This window comes from Thermoanaerobaculia bacterium (genome assembly GCA_035260525.1).
Lineage (GTDB): Bacteria > Acidobacteriota > Thermoanaerobaculia > UBA5066 > DATFVB01 > DATFVB01.
Window position 1 is genome coordinate 1 of sequence record DATFVB010000306.1, and the last position, 2,612, is coordinate 2,612.

Annotated in this window: 3 protein-coding genes; all 3 read right to left on the reverse strand. The window is 68.9% G+C overall.

Going from position 1 to position 2,612, the window contains the following annotated elements; genetic code table 11:
• Positions 1-66 precede the first annotated feature (66 nt).
• Positions 67-1,449 (reverse strand): MBL fold metallo-hydrolase, encoded by a 1,383-nt coding sequence (locus tag VKH46_14610; GenBank protein ID HKB72075.1) that lies wholly within the window; start codon positions 1,447-1,449, stop codon positions 67-69.
• Between the two features lie 82 nt (positions 1,450-1,531).
• A complete protein-coding gene (locus VKH46_14615; protein ID HKB72076.1) occupies positions 1,532-1,717 on the reverse strand; it encodes a hypothetical protein in 186 nt (61 codons plus the stop codon).
• 13 nt (positions 1,718-1,730) lie between these two features.
• Positions 1,731-2,018 carry a hypothetical protein gene (locus tag VKH46_14620; GenBank protein ID HKB72077.1) on the reverse strand — a complete coding sequence of 96 codons (288 nt, stop codon included), beginning with the start codon at positions 2,016-2,018 and terminating at the stop codon, positions 1,731-1,733.
• Positions 2,019-2,612: the final 594 nt, after the last annotated feature.

The following is a 2,612-nucleotide window of genomic DNA, read 5'->3' on the forward strand; positions in this document are numbered from 1 at the left end:
CGTAGAAGCCCTTGAGCGTCTGGACCAGAACGCGTCGGACTCTGCGGAGCCCTCCGCGGCCGTCGTTCAAGGCAGGTCCTCGACCTGGTTCTGCACCGGCAGGACGACCGCGAAGCCCATCTGGGCCCGGATCCGCTCCGCGAGCGCCTGGCGCGCCGGGTCCTCACCGTGCACGAGGAACGTCTTCACGGGGGGCTCCGGTATCTTCGACAGCCACTCCAGCAGCTCGCCCTGGTCGGCGTGCGCGGAAAGCGAGGGGATCTGCTCGATTCGCGCGCGCACGGGCACGGACTCGCCGAGGATGCGCGCGGTGGCCGCGCCGTCCTCGATCTGGCGCCCGATCGTCTCTTCGGCCTGATACCCGACGAAGAGGAGCGTCGTCGAGGGATCGGGAAGCCGCACGCGGAGATGGTGCAGGATTCGGCCGCCGTTCAGCATCCCGGAGGCCGAGACGATGATGCCGGGCCCCGGGAGGCGGTTCAGGCTCTTCGACTCGTCGACCGTGCGGATCAGGCGGACCCATCTCCCGTCGATCGGCGAGAGGTCCTCGTCCTCGAGCTCGCGCATCTCGAGGTCGTGCTCGGTCCTGAAGTCCCGATAGATCTCGACGGCGGAGACCGCCATCGGGGAATCGACCCAGATCGGGAGGTCGTCGGGAATCTTCTTCTCGCGCTGGAGCCGGCGAAGGTAATAGAGGACCTCCTGCGTCCGGCCGACCGCGAAGGCGGGGATGAGGAGCATCCCGCGGCGGGCGATCGTCTCGGTCGTCACCCGCTCGAGCGCGGCGAGCGGCGATTCGGCGCCGTGGTTGCGGTCGCCGTACGTGGATTCGAGGAGCAGGTAGCTCGCGGCGAGGATCGGCTCGGGGTCCTTGAGGATCGGAACGTCGCGGCGGCCCACGTCTCCCGAAAAAAGGATCGATTTTCCCCCCGCCTGCACGCGGATGAACCCGGCGCCGATGATGTGCCCGACGCGATGGAAGGAGAATTCCAGGCCGGCGAGGACCTTCGAGGGCTCGTCGAACGGGATCGGGACCAGGAGCTTCAGGGCACGATAGGCGTCCTCCTCCGTGAAGAGCGGCTCGGCCGGCTTGTGGCGCGAATATCCGGTGCGGTTCGCGTACTCGGCCTGTTCCTCCTGCAGGCGTCCGGCGTCGGGAAGGAGGTACCGCAGCAGGGCCTGCGTGGGCGCCGAGCAGTAGACGGGCGCGGCGTACCCTTGCCGGACGAGCCGGGGGAGATAACCGGTGTGATCGATGTGCGCATGGGTGAGGAGCACGGCCCGGATTTTTTGGACGTCGACGGGGAACGGCTCCCGGTTCTTCGCGCGGAGCGCCGATCCTCCCTGAAACAGGCCGCAGTCGACCAGGATCGTGCTCTGGTCGGACTCGAGGAGGAACCGCGAGCCGGTCACGGTGCCGCTCGCGCCGAGGAACGTCAGTCGCCGCATGGCGGGAAAGATATCAGCGGGCGCGGACCATACATCGAGCGCAGATGCGCGCGTGCCGCCCGCGCCCCCCTCCGACGGACGATTAAGCCGACTCTTCCTCCCGGAACGTGTCGGCGAGGGCGCGCAGGGCGCGATCGGTCAGCGCTCCGGACACGGCGGCGAGCACGAGCCGGCACCTTCGGCGGCCGAGATACGCCGCGAGCGCGACGAGGGCCGCGCCGGCCAGCCAGACCGGGAGACCGGGGCGCCGTCTCTCGCGTCGACGCATCGTGACGAGCCGGTCAGTCGCCGCGGCGGCCGATCCAGAGGCCGAGGAGGAGACCGATCCCGGCGGCGTATCCGACGGCGCGGAGCGGATTGCTCTTGACGTACTTCCGAAGCTGGTCGGAGACCTCGTCCCACTGGTCGTCGAGCCGGGAGCTGACGCCCCCCCAGTTCTTCCGGGCGTCGGTGAGAAGGTCGTCCACGCGTTCGCGGGTCTTCGTGAAGGACGAGCCGAGGTATTCCTTGGTGCGGTCGATCTTCTCGTCGACGAAGTCGCGCGTCTTTTCGAAGGAGTCTTTGCCCACGTTTTCCTCCATATGAAGGTGAGAGCTTAACGCAAGAGGCGTGCCGGGACACGTCGGTTTCGCGACGCTCGCGGAGCTCGGATCGCGAAACCTCCCGCCGCGCGGACCTCCTCCCTGCGGTTACTTCGGGAGACTTTCCGCGCGGCGGCCTCTCGCGGCTCGGGCTGAGCCCTCGACCGCTTCGGTACCCCCCGGGGGACGGTCCCCGAGAACGGCGTTCGCGACGCTCGCGGAGCTCGGATCGCGAAAACTCCCGCCGCGCGGACCTCCGGAGCGACTGTCATCCTGAGGAGCGAAGCGACGAAGGATCTGCTTGGGGGTCAAGGTCCATCGCTGCGCTCAGGAGAGGGCCTTTCGCGCTCATGCGGAGGCTCGCTTCGCTCGCGGCTCCGTGTGCCCTCGACCGCTTCGGCACCCCCCGGGGGACGGTCCCCGAGAACGGCGTTCGCGACGCTCGCGGAGCTCGGATCGCGAATGGCGCGGATGCCGCCATTCCTCGGGGGCGGCGTCCCCGACGCGCTACTATCCGCGCATGACTTTCCGTTCGGCGGGTCCGGCCCTGTCGACCTTCGCCGGCAGCGCGGGTTGAGCCTG